16 protein-coding genes are annotated in these 17,050 nt (G+C 72.0%); 12 read left to right on the top strand and 4 right to left on the bottom strand.

The features are described from left to right. The first annotated feature begins 64 nt into the window (after positions 1-64). The 10 genes from ACWEN0_RS14500 to ACWEN0_RS14455 all read left to right on the top strand — a co-directional run bounded on the left by ACWEN0_RS14500 (position 65) and on the right by ACWEN0_RS14455 (position 11,936). A complete protein-coding gene (locus ACWEN0_RS14500) occupies positions 65-1,582 on the top strand; it encodes a sugar ABC transporter ATP-binding protein (RefSeq protein ID WP_451973108.1) in 1,518 nt (505 codons plus the stop codon). Continuing rightward, the gene (locus ACWEN0_RS14495) at positions 1,579-2,619 is read left to right on the top strand and encodes an ABC transporter permease (RefSeq protein ID WP_451973106.1); all 1,041 of its coding nucleotides are present in this window, start codon (positions 1,579-1,581) and stop codon (positions 2,617-2,619) included. Before ACWEN0_RS14500 ends, ACWEN0_RS14495 begins: the two co-directional genes overlap by 4 nt. Beyond that, complete coding sequence (locus ACWEN0_RS14490) at positions 2,612-3,610, top strand: ABC transporter permease (protein WP_451973104.1); 999 nt, start codon at positions 2,612-2,614, stop codon at positions 3,608-3,610. The genes ACWEN0_RS14495 and ACWEN0_RS14490 overlap by 8 nt, the downstream gene beginning before the upstream one ends. Positions 3,611-3,615: 5 nt before the next feature. Next, positions 3,616-4,677, top strand: coding sequence for a rhamnose ABC transporter substrate-binding protein (gene rhaS, locus ACWEN0_RS14485; RefSeq protein ID WP_451973102.1), 1,062 nt, complete (start codon positions 3,616-3,618; stop codon positions 4,675-4,677). After that, the gene (locus tag ACWEN0_RS14480) at positions 4,677-5,012 is read left to right on the top strand and encodes an L-rhamnose mutarotase (RefSeq protein ID WP_451973100.1); all 336 of its coding nucleotides are present in this window, start codon (positions 4,677-4,679) and stop codon (positions 5,010-5,012) included. Before rhaS ends, ACWEN0_RS14480 begins: the two co-directional genes overlap by 1 nt. Further along, positions 5,009-6,172, top strand: a complete 1,164-nt coding sequence (rhaI, locus tag ACWEN0_RS14475) for an L-rhamnose isomerase (protein ID WP_451973098.1) — start codon at positions 5,009-5,011, stop codon at positions 6,170-6,172. The genes ACWEN0_RS14480 and rhaI overlap by 4 nt, the downstream gene beginning before the upstream one ends. 2 nt (positions 6,173-6,174) lie before the next feature. Beyond that, the gene (locus tag ACWEN0_RS14470; protein ID WP_451973096.1) at positions 6,175-8,193 is read left to right on the top strand and encodes a bifunctional aldolase/short-chain dehydrogenase; all 2,019 of its coding nucleotides are present in this window, start codon (positions 6,175-6,177) and stop codon (positions 8,191-8,193) included. A gap of 10 nt (positions 8,194-8,203) precedes the next feature. Then, on the top strand, positions 8,204-9,625 hold the full coding sequence (locus ACWEN0_RS14465; RefSeq protein ID WP_451973094.1) for an arabinose isomerase: 1,422 nt from the start codon (positions 8,204-8,206) through the stop codon (positions 9,623-9,625). A 5-nt stretch (positions 9,626-9,630) separates the two neighbouring features. Beyond that, entirely contained in the window at positions 9,631-11,016 is a 1,386-nt protein-coding gene (locus tag ACWEN0_RS14460) for a rhamnulokinase (protein WP_451973319.1), read from the top strand. A gap of 161 nt (positions 11,017-11,177) precedes the next feature. Beyond that, positions 11,178-11,936: an NPP1 family protein gene (locus tag ACWEN0_RS14455; RefSeq protein ID WP_451973092.1), complete on the top strand. Its 759-nt coding sequence runs from the start codon at positions 11,178-11,180 to the stop codon at positions 11,934-11,936. A gap of 3 nt (positions 11,937-11,939) precedes the next feature. Here ACWEN0_RS14455 and ACWEN0_RS14450 read toward each other — a convergent pair whose 3' ends face one another. From ACWEN0_RS14450 to ACWEN0_RS14435, 4 genes are all read right to left on the bottom strand, one after another. Then, positions 11,940-12,536 carry a mycothiol-dependent nitroreductase Rv2466c family protein gene (locus ACWEN0_RS14450; protein WP_451973090.1) on the bottom strand — a complete coding sequence of 199 codons (597 nt, stop codon included), beginning with the start codon at positions 12,534-12,536 and terminating at the stop codon, positions 11,940-11,942. Positions 12,537-12,603: 67 nt separating this feature from the next. Beyond that, positions 12,604-13,212 carry a response regulator gene (locus ACWEN0_RS14445; RefSeq protein ID WP_451973088.1) on the bottom strand — a complete coding sequence of 203 codons (609 nt, stop codon included), beginning with the start codon at positions 13,210-13,212 and terminating at the stop codon, positions 12,604-12,606. After that, positions 13,209-14,285, bottom strand: a complete 1,077-nt coding sequence (locus ACWEN0_RS14440; RefSeq protein WP_451973086.1) for a sensor histidine kinase — start codon at positions 14,283-14,285, stop codon at positions 13,209-13,211. The genes ACWEN0_RS14445 and ACWEN0_RS14440 overlap by 4 nt, the downstream gene beginning before the upstream one ends. 10 nt (positions 14,286-14,295) lie before the next feature. Beyond that, positions 14,296-14,685 carry a hypothetical protein gene (locus ACWEN0_RS14435; RefSeq protein WP_451973084.1) on the bottom strand — a complete coding sequence of 130 codons (390 nt, stop codon included), beginning with the start codon at positions 14,683-14,685 and terminating at the stop codon, positions 14,296-14,298. A gap of 121 nt (positions 14,686-14,806) precedes the next feature. On the opposite strand from ACWEN0_RS14435, the gene ACWEN0_RS14430 reads away from it, so the two are divergent. Together ACWEN0_RS14430 and ACWEN0_RS14425 are read left to right on the top strand one after the other, a co-directional pair. Then, entirely contained in the window at positions 14,807-15,838 is a 1,032-nt protein-coding gene (locus ACWEN0_RS14430; protein WP_451973082.1) for a LacI family DNA-binding transcriptional regulator, read from the top strand. Between the two features lie 94 nt (positions 15,839-15,932). Continuing rightward, a complete protein-coding gene (locus ACWEN0_RS14425) occupies positions 15,933-16,868 on the top strand; it encodes a hypothetical protein (protein WP_451973080.1) in 936 nt (311 codons plus the stop codon). Positions 16,869-17,050: the final 182 nt, after the last annotated feature.

Raw genomic sequence — 17,050 nt, 5'->3', positions numbered from 1 at the left:
CTCTCCGACCGCATAGTAGCGTCACCGCACCAGATTTGTGAAACCTTTCAATCCGGAGGTCGCGATGACGCGGCAGGACCCGGGCCGGGCCCCTCTGCTGGAGGTGCGCGGCGTGACCAAGTCGTTCGGCGCGGTGGCGGCGGTGGCGGGCGTGAGCTTCGGCCTGCACGCCGGGGAGGCCCACGCGCTGGTCGGGGAGAACGGCGCCGGCAAGTCCACGATCGTCAAGATGCTGGCCGGGGTGCACCGGCCCGACGACGGGACGCTGCTGCTGCAGGGCGAGCCCGTCTCGTTCGGCTCTCCCGCCGACGCGAAGGCGGCCGGCATCGCGGTGATCTACCAGGAGCCCACGCTGTTCCCGGACCTTTCGGTCGCGGAGAACATCGTGATGGGCCGCCACCCGCGCAAGAGCCTGGGCCGGATCGACCGGACGGCGATCCGCGCCGAGGCCGAACGCCTCTTCGCCCGGCTGGGCGTGCGGATCGACCCGGCCCGGCCCGCCCGCGGGCTGTCCATCGCCGACCAGCAGATCGTCGAGATCGCCAAGGCGCTCAGCGCGGACGCCCGCGTGCTGGTGATGGACGAGCCGACCGCCGCGCTGAGCCGCGTCGAGGTCGAGCGGCTCTTCACCGTCGCCCGGACGCTGCGCGAAGAAGGCGCCGCGATCATGTTCATTTCGCACCGCTTCGAGGAGATCACCGAGCTGTGCCAGCGCGTGACGATCATGCGCGACGGCAGGCACGTCTCCACCGACCCGCTCGAAGACGTCACGGTCGACGACATGGTCAAGCGCATGGTCGGCCGCGACCTGGACGCGCTGTTCCCCAAGCAGGACGTCGAACCGGGCGCGGTGGTCCTCGAGGTCGCCGGGCTGGCCCGCGAAGGCGTCTTCCGCGACATCTCCTTCTCGGTGCGCGCGGGCGAGATCGTCGCCTTCGCCGGGCTCGTCGGGTCCGGGCGCTCGGAAGTCGTCCAGGCCGTCTTCGGCGTCGACGAACGCGACGCCGGAGTCGTGAAAGTCGGCGGCAAGAAGCTGAAGGCGCATTCGTCGCGGGCCGCGATGGCCGCGGGCATGGCGCTGGTCCCCGAGGACCGGCGGCAGCAGGGCCTGATCATGGACCTCTCGATCGAGCGGAACGTGACGCTGCCGCGGTCGCGCGCGCTGGCGAAGCTCGGCTTCCTGACCGGCGCGGGCGAACGCCGGGAAGCGCGGCACTGGACCGGGCGCCTGCGCACCAAGTACCGCCGCCTCGGCGACCCCGTCGGCACCCTTTCCGGCGGCAACCAGCAGAAGGTCGTGCTCGCGAAGTGGCTGGCGATGGCGCCGAAGGTGCTGATCGTGGACGAGCCGACGCGCGGCATCGACGTCGGCACGAAGGCCGAGGTGCACCGGCTGATGTCGGCGCTGGCCGCCGAGGGCGTCGCGATCGTGATGGTGTCGTCGGAACTGCCGGAGGTGCTCGGCATGGCCGACCGCGTGCTCGTCATGCGGGAGGGCCGGCTCGTCGCCGAGCTGCCGCGGGCCGACGCGACCGAAGACGCCGTCATGTTCGCCGCGATGGGGCAGGGAGCCGCCGCATGACCGTGACCAAGGAGGCCCCCGTGGCGGGGAAGCCGGCCGTCCCGACGCGACCGTCGTGGACCGCGAACGTGTTCAAGGCCCGCGAATCCGGCATCGTGCTCGCGCTGATCGTGCTCGTCGCGTTCACCGCGACGCAGAACTCGCGGTTCCTGTCCGGGCAGAGCGTCCGCGACATCCTGCTCGGCACGGCGATCCTCGCGGTCCTGGCCGTCGGGCAGGCGATCGTGATGATCACCCGCAACATCGACCTCTCGGTGGGTTCCGTGCTGGGCCTCGCCGCGTTCGCGGTCGGCACGCTGATGAAGGACCACCCGGGCCTGCCGGTGGTCGTCGCGGTGCTGGCCGGCCTGGCCGTCGGCGCGGTGTGCGGGCTGCTCAACGGCGCCCTGGTGCGGTTCGGCCAGGTGCCCGCGCTGGTCGTCACCCTCGGCACGCTCTACGCCTACCGCGGGGTCAGCTACTTCTGGGCGGGCGGCCAGCAGATCAACGCCGACAAGCTGCCCGCGTCGTTCCTCGACTTCGGCACGTCGTCGCTGCTCGGCGTGCCGTGGCTGGTGCTGATCGCGCTGCTGGTGCTGGTCATCGCGGGCGTCGTGCTGCGCAGCTACCCGGCCGGGCGCGAGCTGTACGCGATGGGGTCGAGCCCGCAGGCGGCGAAGCTCGCCGGCATCCGGGTCGGCCGCAACACCACCGCGGCGTTCCTGGTCAGCGGCGCACTCGCCGGCCTGGCGGGGGTCCTGTTCGCCGCGCGCTTCGGCACCGTGGACGCGGCCGCCGGCACCGGCTACGAGCTGAACGTCGTCGCGGCCGCCGTCGTCGGCGGGGTCGCGGTGTTCGGCGGCAGCGGCTCGGTCTGGGGTGCCGGCCTCGGCGCCCTGCTGCTGACGGTCATCGGCAGCGCCCTGGCCGTGCTCGACATCAACCAGTTCTGGCAGCAGGCGATCGTCGGCGCGCTGATCCTGCTGGCCATCGGCGCCGACCGGCTCGTCGCGGTCCGGGTCGCCAAGGCACTGAAGAAGAGGGACGCCCATGTCTGACCACGGGAGCCGGTTCTCCCGGCTGCTCAGCTGGGACGCCGCGGTCGTCCTGGTGACGGTGATCGTCCTGATCGTCGCCTCCGGGGCCGTCGAGAACTTCGGCACCAGCCGCAACTTCACCTTCCTGCTGCTCGACCTGCTGCCGATCGCCCTGGTCGCGCTGCCGATGACGTTCATCATCATCACCGGCGAGATCGACCTTTCGGTGGCGAGCACGCTCGGGCTGACGTCCGCGGTGATGGGTTCGCTGTGGGACGCGGGGCTGTCGATCGAGACGATCATCCCGCTCTGCATCGTGCTGGGCGCGGTCCTCGGCGCGTTGAACGGCTTCTTCGTCACCGTGCTGAAGCTGCCCTCGCTGGCCGTCACGATCGGCACGCTCGCGCTGTACCGCGGGCTGGCGTTCGTCGTCCTCGGCGACGGCGCGGTCGCCGACTTCCCGCGCGCCTACACGTCCTGGGTCACCGGGACCCTCGGCGACGGCCCGATCCCGAACGTGCTCGTCCCGCTGGCCGTGGTGGCGCTGGTCTTCGGCGTCGTGCTGCACGCGACGCCGGTCGGGCGCGGCGTGTTCGCGGCCGGCGCGGGCGAGCAGGCGGCCCGGTTCGCCGGGATCCGCACCGGACGGCTGAAGTTCTGGCTGTACGTCGTGAGCGGCGCGGTCGCCGGGCTCGCCGGGATCCTCTGGACCCTGCGCTACTCCAGTGCCCGCGCCGACAACGGCTTCGGCCTCGAACTGGCCGTCGTGGCCGCCGTGCTGCTCGGCGGCGTGTCCATCTTCGGCGGCAAGGGCACGCTGCCCGGCGTGCTCGCCGGGGTGGTCCTGCTGGCGTCGTTGCAGAACGCCCTGCGCCTGCAGGACGTTTCGAACGAGGCGCTCAACATCGTGACCGGCGTGCTGCTGATCGTGTCGGTCCTGCTGCCCAACATCGTGTCCTCGGCCCGCAACTCAGTGCGGCGCCACAGGCAAGCGGTATCCCCGGAAAGGTGACGAAGATGTCCCGACGGTTCCTCACCGGCGCAGTGTCGGCCGGGCTGGTGCTCGTGCTGGCCGCCTGCGGCGGCACGACCAAGAACGACAGCAGCGGCTCCGGCGCGCAGCAGTCCACGGCCACGGCGAACCCCAACGCCGCCGCCGCGCAGGGCGTCAAGATGGCGTTCCTGCCCAAGCAGCTCAACAACCCCTACAGCGACATCGAGGTCAGCGGCGGCAAGGACGCGCTGGCCGAGCTGAAGGGCGAGTACAAGCTGGTCGGCCCGAACGACGCCAGCGCGTCCTCGCAGGTCAGCTACATCAACACGCTGATCCAGCAGCAGCAGGACGTCATCGGCATCGCCGCGAACGACCCGAACGCCGTGTGCCCGTCGCTCAACCAGGCCCGCAGCGCCGGCATCAAGGTCGTCGCCTTCGACTCCGACGCGGCCAAGGACTGCCGAGACGTCTTCATCAACCAGGCCACCACCCAGGGCATCGGCGAGGCGCTGGCCAAGCAGGCCAAGGACCTCTCCGGCGGGTCCGGCGAGATCGCGGTGCTGTCGGCGACGCCGAACGCCACCAACCAGAACGCCTGGATCGACGTCCTCAAGAAGGAACTCGCGAAGCCGGAGTACGCCGGCCTGAAGCTCGACAAGATCGCCTACGGCAACGACGACGACCAGAAGTCGTTCCAGGAGGCCCAGGGCCTGCTGCAGTCGTTCCCGAACCTCAAGGTGATCGTCTCGCCGACCACGGTCGGCATCGCGGCCGCCGCGCGGTACGTCAGTTCGTCGAGCTACAAGGGCAAGGTCGCGGTGACCGGCCTGGGCACGCCGAACCAGATGCGCGCCTTCGTCAAGGACGGCACGGTCAAGCAGTTCGCCCTGTGGAACCCGGCCGACATCGGCTACCTCGCCGCCTACGCGGGCGTCGCCCTCAAGTCCGGTCAGATCACCGGCAAGGAAGGCGAGAAGTTCAAGGCGGGCAAGCTCGGCGACTACACGATCGGCGCAAACGGCGAGATCGTCCTCGGCCCGCCGACGACGTTCGACGCGAACAACATCGACAAGTTCAACTTCTGATGCCACGGTACTGCTTCTGCCTCCAGGTGAAGCCCGACCGGCGTGCCGAGTACGCCGAGCGGCACCGGGCGGTGTGGCCCGAGATGCGGCAGGCCCTGCACGACTCCGGCTGGCGCAACTATTCGCTGTTCCTGCGCGACGACGGGCTGCTGGTCGGCTACGTCGAGGCCGACGACCTCGCGGTCGCGCAGGCGGCGATGGCCCGCACCGAGGTCAACCGCCGCTGGCAGGCGGAGATGGCGGAGTTCTTCACCGGCCTCGACGGCGGCCGGCCGGACGAAGGGGTCCGGCTGCTCGACGAGGTCTTCCACCTCGACGTCCGGGAAGGACGGTGATCCCTGTGGATGTCAAAGCGGCTCTGCGGGCCCAGCGCATCGAGACGCCGTCGTGGGCGTACGCGAACTCGGGCACGCGCTTCAAGGTGTTCCCGCAGGCGGGCGTGCCACGGACCCCCGAGGAGAAGATCGCCGACGCCGCGACCGTGCACCGCTTCACCGGCGTGGCACCCAGCGTCGCGCTGCACATCCCGTGGGACAGGGTCGACGACTACGGCGCCCTGACCGCCTACGCGCGGGACCAGGGTGTCGAGATCGGCGCGATCAACACGAACGTCTTCCAGGACGAGGACTACAAGCTCGGCTCGGTGACCAACCCGGACGCCGGGATCCGCCGCAAGGCGACCGACCACCTCCTCGAGGCGATCTCCATCATGGACGCCACGGGCTCGCGCGACCTCAAGCTGTGGTTCTCCGACGGCATCAACTACCCGGGCCAGGACGACCTGCGGGACCGCCAGGACCGGCTGGCCGCGGCGCTGAAGGAGACCTACGACCGGCTCGGCCCGGACCAGCGGATGCTGCTGGAGTACAAGCTCTTCGAGCCCGCTTTCTACGCCACCGACGTCCCGGACTGGGGCACGTCGTACGCGCACTGCCTCGAACTGGGGGAGCGGGCGACCGTGTGCATCGACACCGGCCACCATGCCCCCGGCACGAACATCGAGTTCATCGTGGCGTTCCTGCTGCGGGCCGGGAAGCTCGGCGCGTTCGACTTCAACTCCCGCTTCTACGCCGACGACGACCTGATGGTCGGCGCGGCGGACCCGTTCCAGCTGTTCCGGATCATGTACGAGATCGTCCGCGGCGACGCCCTCGACCCGGCGTACGGCATCGCGTTCATGCTCGACCAGTGCCACAACATCGAGGCCAAGATCCCGGCGATCATCCGGTCGGTGATGAACGTCCAGGAGGCCACGGCCAAGGCGCTGCTCGTCGACCGGCCCGCGTTGCGCACCGCCCAGCAGTCGGGTGACGTGCTCGGCGCGAACGCCGTGCTGATGGACGCCTACAACACCGACGTCCGGCCGCTGCTGGCCGAGCTGCGCGAGGACGCCGGACTCGACCCGGACCCCGTCGCGGCCTACCACCGCAGCGGGTACCAGGAAAAGATCGTGGCCGAGCGCGCCGGCGGCACGCAGGCCGGATGGGGAGCATGAGCATGACGGTGCCGGAGCAGCTCATCGCGCGCAGCAACGCGCTGGGAGCCGACCCGCGCAACACCAACTACGCCGGCGGCAACACCTCCGCCAAGGGTACGGTGACCGACCCGGTCACCGGTTCGCCCACCGACGTCCTGTGGGTCAAGGGCTCCGGCGGCGACCTCGGCACGCTCAAGGAAAGCGGGCTCGCGGTGCTGAGGCTCGACCGGCTGCGGTCCCTGGTGGACGTCTACCCGGGCGTCGAACGCGAAGACGAGATGGTCGCCGCGTTCGACTACTGCCTACACGGCCGGGGCGGGGCGGCGCCGTCGATCGACACGGCGATGCACGGGCTCGTGGAGGCCCCGCACGTCGACCACCTGCACCCGGACTCCGGCATCGCCCTGGCCACCGCGGCCGACGGCGCCGCGCTGACCAAGGAGTGCTTCGGCGACCGCGTCGCGTGGGTGGACTGGCGGCGGCCCGGGTTCCAGCTGGGCCTCGACATCGCCGCGGTCAAGGCGGCCAACCCGCAGGCCATCGGCGTGATCCTCGGCGGGCACGGCATCACGGCCTGGGGGGCGACCTCGGAAGAGTGCGAGCGCAACTCCCTCGACATCATCCGGACGGCCGAGGAGTTCCTCGCGTCTCGTGGCGTGGCCGAGCCGTTCGGCCCGGTCGTTCCGGGCTTCGAAGCACTTCCCGAAGCCGAGCGCCACGCGCGGGCCGCGGTCCTGGCGCCGGTGATCCGCGGGCTGGCCTCGACCGACCAGCGCGTCGCCGGGCACTACACCGACAGCGATGTCGTGCTGGAGTTCCTGGCCCGCGAGAAGCTCGCCGTCTTGGCGGCGCTGGGCACCTCATGCCCGGACCACTTCCTGCGCACGAAGGTGCGGCCGCTGGTCGTGGACCTGCCCGCGGCCGCACCGGTGGAAGCCGTGGTGGCGCGGCTGAAGGAGCTGCACGCGGAGTACCGCGATTCCTACCGCGCCTACTACGAACGCCATGCCACGCCGGACTCCCCGGCGATGCGCGGCGCCGACCCGGCGATCGTGCTGGTGCCCGGTGTCGGGATGTTCTCGTTCGGCAAGGACAAGCAGACCGCGCGGGTAGCGGGCGAGTTCTACGTCAACGCCATCAACGTCATGCGCGGCGCCGAGGCCGTGTCGACGTACGCGCCGATCCCCGAGAGCGAGAAGTTCCGGATCGAGTACTGGGCGCTCGAAGAGGCGAAGCTGCGGCGCATGCCGAAGCCCAAGCCCCTCACCGGGCGGATCGCGCTCGTCACGGGCGCCGGGTCGGGCATCGGCAAGGCCATCGCCCAGCGGCTCGCCGCCGAGGGCGCCTGCGTGGCGATCGCCGACCTGAACGCCGACGCCGCTTCGCAGGTGGCCGCGGAGGTCGGCGGCATCGGGGTCACCGCCGACGTCACCGACGCCGCCGCCGTCCAGGCCGCGGTGGACGCGACCGTGCTGGCGTTCGGCGGCCTCGACCTGGTGGTCAACAACGCCGGGCTGTCGATTTCGAAGCCGCTGCTGGAGACGTCCGAACGGGACTGGGACCTCCAGCACGACGTCATGGCGAAGGGCTCGTTCCTGGTCGCTCGCGCGGCCGCGAAGGCGATGATCGACCAGGGCGTCGGCGGGGACATCGTCTACATCTCGTCGAAGAACTCGGTGTTCGCGGGCCCGAACAACGTCGCGTACGGCGCCGCGAAGGCCGACCAGGCACACCAGGTCCGCCTGCTGGCGGCCGAGCTGGGCGCGCACGGCATCCGCGTCAACGGCGTCAACCCCGACGGCGTCGTCCAGGGCTCCGGCATCTTCGCCGGCGGCTGGGGCGCCCAGCGCGCCGCCGTCTACGGCGTGCCGGAGGAGAAGCTCGGCGAGTTCTACGCCCAGCGGACGATCCTCAAGCGCGAGGTGCTGCCCGAGCACGTCGCGGCCGCCGTGTTCGCCCTCACCGGCGGCGACCTGACCCACACCACCGGCCTGCACGTCCCCGTGGACGCCGGGGTGGCCGCCGCGTTCCTGCGCTGAAGGAGGACCGATGACCCTGGACCGGATCACGCCGCGCCGCACCCGCGTCGGCCTCGTCGCGGGCGGCCTCGGCGCGTATTGGCCGCAGTTCCCCTCGCTGCTGCCGCAACTGGAGGCGTCCGCCCGGCGGGTCGCGTCCCGGCTGTCCGGACTGGACTGCGAAGTCGTCGACGTCGGCTTCGTTTCCGACGCGCGGGAAGGCGCGGCCGCGGCGGAGAAACTGCGGGCCGCCGGGTGCGACCTGATCGTCGGGTTCCTGACGACGTACCTGACGTCCAGCATGCTCGCGCCGGTCGCCCAGCGCTCGGACGCGCCGGTGCTGCTGCTCAACCTGCAGCCCACCGAGTCGATGGACCACGAATCGTTCGACACCGGCGCGTGGCTGGCCTACTGCGGCGCCTGCCCGCTGCCGGAGATGGCCAACGCGTTCCGCCGCCTCGGCGTCGAGTTCCGCTCGGTGTCCGGGTACCTCGAGGACGAGCGGGCGTGGACGCGCATCGAGCGCTGGATCAAGGCGGCCGGCGTCCGGGCGGCGCTCCGGCACGGCCGCCACGGCCTGCTGGGGCACCTCTACCCGGGCATGATGGACGTCTCCACCGACCCGACGCTGGTGTCCGGCCAGCTCGGCGGGCACGTCGAAATCCTGGAGATCGACGACCTGCGGGTGCGCGTCGAGCAGGTCACCGACGCCGAGACCAAGGAACGGATGGACCTCGCCCGCGAAGTGTTCACTGTGGACGAGTCCGTAGTGGACGAAGACTTCGCCTGGGGTGCCACGGTTTCCGTCGCGCTCGACCGGCTCGTCGACGACTTCGCCCTCGACTCGCTGGCCTACTACCACCGCGGCCTCGACGGCGAGACGCACGAACGCGTCGGCGCCGGGTTCATCCTCGGCGCGTCCCTGCTCACCGCGCGCGGCATCCCGGCGGTCGGCGAGTACGAGCTGCGGACGTCCCTGGCCATGCTCGTCATGGACCGGCTCGGCGCGGGCGGCTCGTTCACCGAGCTGCAGGCGCTGAACTTCCACGACAACGTGGTCGAGATGGGCCACGACGGCCCGGCGCACCTCGGCATCAGCGCGCGCAAGCCGCTGCTGCGCGGCCTCGGCGTCTACCACGGCAAGCGCGGCTGGGGCGTCTCGGTCGAGTTCGACGTCAAGCACGGGCCGGTGACGCTCTGCGGGCTCGGCCAGCGCCGCGACGGCACGTTCACGCTCATCGCGTCCGAAGGCACCGTCGTGCCCGGCCCGCTGCTGCGGATCGGGAACACGACCTCGCGCGTCGACTTCGGCTGCGACCCCGGCGAGTGGACCGACGCCTGGTCGGCCAGCGGCATCGCGCACCACTGGGCCCTCGGCACCGGCCACCGCACGGGCGAGCTGACGGCCGTCGCGGACCTGCTCGGCTTGGAGCTGACCGTGGTGGACCCGTGAAGCGGGTGGCGGCCGTCGACCTGGGCGCGTCCAGCGGGCGGGTGATGGCCGGGACCGTCGGATCGTCGGTGCTGGACGTCGCGGAGGTACGGCGGTTCGCCAACGGCGGGGTCCAGGCGGGACCGGTGCTGTACTGGGACGTCCTGGGGCTCTACCGCGAGACACTGGCCGGGATCAGGGAAGCCGGCGCCCTCGACGGCGTCGGCATCGACTCGTGGGCCGTCGACTACGGGCTGCTGGATGAGCGGGGTGCGCTGCTCGGCAACCCGGTGCACTACCGCGACCCGCGCACGCACGGGATCACCGTCCCGGTGCCCGACCGGGAGCTGTACGACGTCACGGGGCTGCAGCAGCTGCCGTTCAACACGCTGTACCAGCTGGTGTCCGAAGGCGACCGGCTCGAGGCCGCGGCGACGATGCTGATGATCCCGGACCTGCTGAACCACTGGCTCACGGGCTCGATCGGAGCCGAGCGCACGAACGCGTCGACGACCCAGCTCTACGACGTGCGTGCGCGGACTTGGGCCACTTCGCTCGCGTCGCGGGTCGGGATCCCGCCGCGTCTGCTGCCGCCGCTGCGGGACCCCGGCACGGTGGTGGGCACCGCGCCGGAGCTGTCCGGCCTGCCGGTGATCGCGGTCGGCTCGCACGACACGGCCTCGGCGGTGGTCGCGGTCCCGGCGTCCCCCGGGACGAACTTCGCGTACATCTCGGCGGGCACCTGGTCGCTGGCCGGGCTGGAGCTGCCGGCGCCGGAACTGGGTGACGCGGCCCTGGCCGGGAACTTCACCAACGAGGGCGGCGTCGACGGCACCATCCGGTTCCTGCGCAACGTGATGGGCCTGTGGGTGCTGTCGGAGACCCTGCGGACGTGGTCCACTTCGGACCTCGCCGGTCTGCTCGACGCGGCGGCGTCCTCGCCGGCACTGGCGGCCGTGGTGGACATCGACGCGCCGGAGTTCCTGCCCCCGGGCGACATGCCGTCCCGGATCGCGGCGGCTTGCCGCGCCACCGGCCAGCGCGTCCCCTCGGGCCGGGCGGCCGTGGTCCGCTGCATCGTGGACAGCCTGGCGCTGGCCCACCGCCGGACGATCCGCGCGGCTTCGCGGGTGACGGGCCGCCCGGTCGACGTGGTCCACATCGTCGGCGGCGGCGCACGCAACGCGCTGCTCTGCCAGTCGACGGCGGACGCGTGCGGGGTACCGGTCGTGGCGGGCCCGGTCGAGGCGGCGGCACTGGGCAACGTGCTGGTCCAGGCCCGGGCGCTGGGGGAGGACCTGCCGGACCTGGCGTCGATGCGCGCGCTGGTCCGGGAGACCCAGGAAGTCCGCCACTACGAACCTTCCGGCCGTGGCGACTGGGACGCCGCCGAGGCCCGCCTGGCCCCCTGAGCGCCGGGGTGCCGTTCACCGGGCCGGAATGCGCGGAAGTCCTCTTCGGGCCGCGCCTTCCGGGCAAAGTCCGCGAAGCACCATTGCGGACCTCGGAGTCCGGCGCGAGCCTGGGCACGGCCGGTCGGAAACTTTCCGACCGGTGACGAGGGAGGACCGCGATGGCGCACCGAACCCGCATCCCGACCACCGTGGCCGCCGCGTGCGCGCTGGCCCTGGCCTTCCCCGCGACCGCCTCCGCCGATCCGCCCGGTGCCCTGCCCGGCAACGCCCCCGGCTTCGAGAAGACCTTCCAGCCCGCCTTCGACTACGACAAGGACGGCTGCTACCCGACCCCGGCCATCGGCCCGGACGGCACCATCGCCCCCGGTCTGTCCCTCGGCGGCGACACCAACGGCCACTGCCGCGACTCCTGGGACCTCGGCAACACCAACTCCTACTCGCGCGAGAAGTGCAACAACGGTTGGTGCGCGATCATGTACACGCTCTACTTCGAGAAGGACCAGGCCTCTCTCGGCCCGGGCAGCGCCGGGCACCGTCACGACTGGGAGCACGTCGTCGTCTGGGTGAAGGACAACCAGGTCGAGTACGTGGCGACGTCGCAGCACGGCGGCTTCGCCGTGCACGACCGCGCGAGCATGTTCTTCGAAGGCACCCACCCGAAGGTCGTCTACCACAAGGACGGCGGCTCGACGCACTGCTTCCGCGCCGCCAACGGCCACGACGACCCGCCCGAGAACCACCGGGGCACCTGGCAGTACCCGGCGCTCGTCGGCTGGGACGGCTACCCGGCCGGCCTCCGCGACAAGCTCGTCGCCGCCGACTTCGGCAGCGCCACCTTCGGCATCAAGGACGGCCAGTTCACCGGGAATCTGGCCAAGGCAAAGCCGGGCGGGATCCCGTTCGACGTGAACGCGTGACGCTCAGCTGGTGACCGGCCCGGTCCGGGCCCGCTTCAACTCGAAGAACCCGGGAGTGCCGGTCACGAGCAGCACGCCGTCCCACAGCCGGCCGGCCTCCTCGCCGCGCGGGGCCGGGCTGACGACCGGGCCGAAGAACGCGGTGCCGTCGACGTGGATCGCGGGCACGCCCAGGTCTTCGCCGATCGGGTCGAGCGCGGCGCGGTTGCCCTTCAGCAGGTCCGCGTCGAGTTCGTCCGACTCGGCGGCGTCCGCGAGGGAGGCGGGCAGGCCGGCCTCGGCGAGCGCGGCCAGCAGCGTCGCGCGGCCGACCGGCGCCTTGTCCCGGTGGATGCGCGTGCCGAGCGCCGTGTAGAGGTCGCGCAGCACCGCGGTCCCGTGCGCCCGCTCGGCGGCCAGCGCCACCCGCGCGGGCCCCCAGCGCTCGTCGAGCCAGGTCCGGTACCAGGCGTCGACTTCGCGGCCTTCGTTGTGCAGAGCCAGGCTGAACACGTGGAACTGCGTCCGGACGTCGCGGACCCGCTCCACTTCCAGGAGCCAGCGCGAAGCGATCCACGCCCACGGGCAAACGGGGTCGAACCAGAGGTCAACGGTTTTCACCCGGGTCACGCTAGGCCGCGGATCGGCCCGGCAGAAGAGCCAATTCCGCCGAGCCGGACCGGGCCAATCAGAGCCAGCCGCGCTCGTCCGCGATGCGCACCGCCTCGACGCGGTTGCGCGCGCCGGTCTTGGTGATCGCCGCGGAGACGTAGTTCCGGACCGTGCCCTCGGACAGGTAGAGCCGGGACGCGATCTCCGCGACCGTCGCGCCGGTGCGGGCCGTGATGAGCACGTCCCGCTCCCGCGCGGTCAGCGGTGACTCGCCCGCGGCCAGGGTCGCGACGGCCAGTGCCGGATCCACCACCCGCTCGCCGGCGAAGACGCGGCGGATCGCGTCGGCGAGCGCGTCGGCGGGAGCGTCCTTCACCACGAACCCGGCCGCGCCCGCGTCCATCGCGCGGCGCAGATAGCCGGCCCGCCCGAACGTCGTGAGCATGACGACCCGGCAGTCCGGCAGCTGCGTCGCGAGCACCGCGGCGGCCGCGAGCCCGTCCAGGCCCGGCATCTCGATGTCCAGCAACGCGACGTCGGGCCGGTGTTCGCGGGCGGCGCCGACGACCTCGTCGCCGCGGCCGACCGACGCGACCACCTCGAAGTCGTCCTCGAGCGCGAGCAACGCGCACAGCGCCTGGCGGACCAGCTCCTGGTCGTCGGCGAGCAGCAGGCGGATCGTCATACCGTCACCCGCAGCCGCCAGCCGCGCGGGCGCACCGGCCCGGCGCGGAACTGCCCGCCAGCCGCTTTGACGCGCTCTCGCAGCCCCGCCAGCCCGGACCCCTCTTCGGGCGAGCCGCCCACGCCGTCATCGACAACCTCCACAGTGGACGCGGAAACCGTGACCGCGCAGTGCGTCGCCCGCGCGTGCCGGGCGACGTTGGTCAGGCCTTCCCGCACGACCCAGCCGAAGAGCTCCTGGTGGTCCGGGCCCACGACGTCGGTCGCGGTCGGCAGGTCGGCGGCGACCCCGCACGCGCGCAGCAGCTCGCGGCCGCGGGCGAGCTCGCCGGCGAGCGTCACCTCCCGGTAGCCCGACACCGCGGCACGGACGTCGGTGAGCGCCTGGCGCGCGAGGGTTTCGACCTCAGTCATCTCCTCGCCCGCCCGGACGCTGTCGGCGGCCACCAGCCGCTTCGCCAGCGTGCTCTTGACCGTGATCGCGGTGAGGGAGTGGCCGAGCAGGTCGTGCAGGTCGCGGGCGATCCGGGTGCGCTCGGCTTCGGACGCCAGCCGCGCCACCTCGGCGCGGGCCTCGACGAGCGCCTGGTTGGCCCGGACCGCCTCGGCGAAGGCGTAGACGACCAGCACGGTGAACACGAGCGCGACGGCCTGCGTCCAGCCCACGTCCTCCCACACCACTCCGGGCAGCACGAGCGCCGCCAGCGCGGCGAAGGCGCTCACCGCGAGGCCGTAGCGGGGGAGCCGAGGCACCGCCAGCGAGACGGCGACCGTGGCGAGGAAGAACGCGTCGGCGTGGGCGAAGGGCAGCGCGGCGGCGAACAGGACGGTCAGCACCCCCAGGAGTGCCCAGAACCGGCGCGCCGCCCGGTGCGCCGCCGCCCGGGTCGCGGCGAGGTAGCAGCCGACGAACACCGCGACGATCGCGCAGCCCGCCACGGCGGCCGCTCCGGCGGAGTACTTCAGCACGCCGGGGACGGTCACCGCCGGGTAGACGAGCATGCCCGCGTCGAGCAGCATCAGCCGCCAGCCGCGGACCCACCGCTGCACGTCCGCCGGCGTCGTCGTGTCCATGGGCGGGACGCTACCGGGCCCGCAGCCGCTTGCTGTTGACCAGCACGGTGACGCCGAGCAGGAGCAGCCCGCAGACGGCCTGCTCGACGCGCAGCCACACCGGGAACAGCCCGGGCAGGACGACGATGACGGCGATCGCCACGAGCATCACGGCGGCGACGATCCGCAGCCGCAGCAGGCCCTTGCGCGACCCGCGGGCCGCGCTGCGGGCGAAGGCGAACGTCAGCAGCGAGCTGGCGACGACGATCGTGGCGCGCACCCAGACCGCGTCGGTCACCATGGCGTGGTTGTTCCGGAACAGGACGATCGCGACGAGGGTCAGCACGGAAAGCGCGGCGTAACCGCCGGTCAGCAGCAGCACGGGCCGGAAGCCGGCGGGTTCGGTTCGAGTCGTTGTCATGCCGGAAATGCTCGTCGCGAGGGGGCTTCTGGCGGCAGTGCCGTCACTCAGCGGCCATCCATGACATTTGTCATCGGCGCGGTGCTGGGAGAGCGCTCTCACAGCGTGCTACAAAGGACGGGTGACGACGCAGCCGCCGACCCTGGAGGACGTCGCGCGGGTCGCCGGCGTCTCCCGGGCCACCGTGTCCCGCGTGGTCAACAGCGTGCGCAACGTCGACCCGAAGCTCCGGGAGACCGTCGAGCGCGCGATCGCGGCCACCGGGTACGTCCCGAACCGCGCGGCCCGCTCGCTGGTCACCCGCCGCACGGGCGCGGTGGCACTGGTGGTGTCGGAGCCCGAGCGGCACGTCGAAGCGTTCACCGGCGGCGTGTTCGGCGACCCGTTCTTCGGCCGGGTGGTCGAGGGCGTCGTCGCGCACCTGCGCCCGCGGGGGCTGCACCCGCTGCTGATGCTCGTCGACAGCGACGAGGAACGCGCGAAGCTCGTGCCGAAGCTGCGGCAGGAGCAGGTGAGCGGGGTGCTGCTGATCTCGCTGCACCCGGCCGAAGACCCGTTGCCGCGCACGCTGACCGACGCGGGCGTCCCGACGGCCCTGTTCGCGCGCCCGGGCCGCCCGGCCCCGGTCTGCTACGTCGACGTCGCCCACCAGGACGGCGCCCGGCTGGCGGCCGACCGGCTCGTCTCGCGCGGCTGCCGGCGGGTCGCGACGATCGCGGGCCCGGCGGGCACCCCCGCGGGCCAGGACCGGCTGGCGGGCTTCCGCGACGCGATGGCCCGCCACGGCCACGCGTACGTGGCGGTCGCCGAGGGCGACTTCACCGAGCACGGCGGCGAACGCGCGATGGACCGCCTCCTGGCCGAAGAACCCGCGCTGGACGGCCTGTTCGTGGCCAACGACCTGATGGCGTACGGCGCGCTGACCGTGCTGCGGGAAGCGGGCCGGCGCGTCCCGGACGACGTCGCCGTGGTCGGCTTCGACGACAGCCGGGTGGCGCTGAGCTGCCGGCCCCGGCTCACGACGATCCGCCAGCCGGTCGAGGAGATGGGCGCGGCTATGGCCCGGATGGTCCTCGACCGCATGGCCGACCCGTCGCTGCGCGCGGAGTCGGTGATCTTCGACCCGGAGCTGGTGGTCCGCGACTCGGCCTGAGCGGGTTGTGCGCCGGGATCAAATTCCCGGCGCTCCCGCAGGGGATTGTGCTTAGCTTGAGCGGACAGCTTGCTGCACTCTTGGGGGGATTCGCATGAGAGTTCGTCAGAGATTCACCGTGCTCGTGGTCACCGGGGTGCTGGCGTCGATCGCCGTGCCGGCCCAGGCGAGCGCCGCCACCGCGATCGCCGAGCCGACCGTGACTTCGGCCGAGTACCCCGACGACGGGGCGTGGCACCCCGGGGCCGGCATCCCGGGTTCGTTCACCTTCGACGCCCACGGCGACGACGCGGTCGTCGGGTTCTCCTACGGCACCACCGATCCGGCGGGCACCTTCGTGGCGGCGGACCACCCCGGCGGATCGGCGAAGGTTTCCTACACGCCGCAGGCGTCCGGCCCCAACGATCTCTACGTGGCGAGCGTCGACGGCGCGGGCAACCGGTCGCCTCAGCACGTCCACCACTTCTACGTGCAGTCGACCGAGCCCCGGGTCACCGCGCCCCGGGAGACCGGCGTCGGAGTCCCGGCCGAGGTCCGCTTCTCGCCCGGGATACCCGATGTCGTCTCCTACACCTACCTGGTCGACAACGGGCCCGAGACCACCGTCGCGGCCTCGGCCGACGGAACCGCGTCCGCGGACATCGTCACGGCGAACCTGGGTTCCCACACGCTCAAGGTGTGGAGCACGACCGGCGCGGGGCTGACGTCCGGCATCGCGAGCACGACCTACACGGCCAGTGACGCGCCGCTGGTGGCGAGCACCGACTACCCGGACTCCGTGAGCAGCGGAGGCCCCGGCGTCGCCGGCGTCTTCACCCTGACCCCGCGCACGCCGGGTGTGGTCGAGTACGTCTACTACCTCTACTGGGACTGGGACAACCCGACCGTCGTCCCGGCAGGGGCCGACGGCCGGGCGAGCTTCACCTTCACCCCCGGCGCGTCGGGGTTCTACCCCATCGAGGTCTACAGCCGGACCGCCGACGGCACGCAGTCGAACCTCGGCCGCGACTACTACATCGCGGTGAAGTAGGGCCGGGCTCCACCCCGATCCGGCCGAGGACGCCTTCAGCGCATCGAACGCGCTGGAGGCGTCCTTGTGCGTGGCCTGCCGGGCAAAGAGCCCGGCCTGTCCGGACAGTTCCGCTCACTGGTCTGGACATCGGCCCGTCGCCTGTGCTCAGATCGGAACCGGCTTTTCCAACGTTGTAAAAC

This window comes from Amycolatopsis sp. NPDC004378 (assembly GCF_053602455.1).
Note: the sequence above shows the minus strand (reverse complement) of the source record. Positions and strands in the feature narration are given on the sequence as shown.